Raw genomic sequence first — 848 nt, forward strand, 5'->3', positions numbered from 1 at the left:
GTCGGGGACGAGGGCGGTCAGGACGCCGTCCGGGCCCAGCTCCACGAACTGCGTGACCCCCAACTCCTCCAACGCCCCCACCCCGTCCGCAAACCGCACCGCCTCCCGCATATGACGCGCCCAATAATCCGCCGACACCAACTCACCCGGCTCCGCAAGACGCCCCGACACATTCGACACCACACCCAACCGCGGCTCCCGCAACGACAACCCCGACACCACCTCCCGAAACTCACCCACCACCTCATCCATGAACGACGAATGAAACGCATGACTCACCGCCAAACGCTTCGTCCGCACCCCACGCCCCCGCCACACACCCCGAAACTCCTCCAACACCCCCACATCACCCGACACCACCACCGCCCGCGGACCATTCACCCCCGCCACCGACAACGCACCACCCAACTTCCCCAGCACCTCACGCACCTCACCCTCCCCCGCCTCCACCGCAACCATCCCCCCACCCCCACGCACCGACTGCATCAACCGCCCACGCTCCGCCACCAACACACACGCATCACCCACATCCAAAACCCCCGCCACATGAGCAGCCACCACCTCACCCACCGAATGCCCCAACAAAAACTCCGGCACCACACCATGAAACTCAAACCACCGGAACAACGCCACCTCAACCGCAAACAACGCCGCCTGCGTCAACACCGTCTCATCCAAACCAACCCCACCCCGAATCACCTCCACCAAAGAACACCCCAAACGCCCCTCCAACTCACCAGCCACCTCATCAAACGCCCCCGCAAACACCCCCGACACCCCATACAACCCCAACCCCATCCCCACCCGCTGCGACCCCTGCCCCGTAAACAAAAACGCCGTCTTGCCCG

The 848-nt window shown here is 64.6% G+C and carries 1 protein-coding gene; it reads right to left on the bottom strand.

Annotated features, from left to right (window positions below; genetic code table 11):
* On the bottom strand, window positions 1-831 hold an 831-nt coding region (locus STBA_RS02565), incomplete at its 3' end, for an acyltransferase domain-containing protein (protein ID WP_290443978.1).
* Window positions 832-848: the final 17 nt, after the last annotated feature.

The organism is Streptomyces sp. MP131-18 (assembly GCF_001984575.1).
Taxonomy (GTDB): Bacteria; Actinomycetota; Actinomycetes; order Streptomycetales; family Streptomycetaceae; genus Streptomyces; species Streptomyces johnsoniae.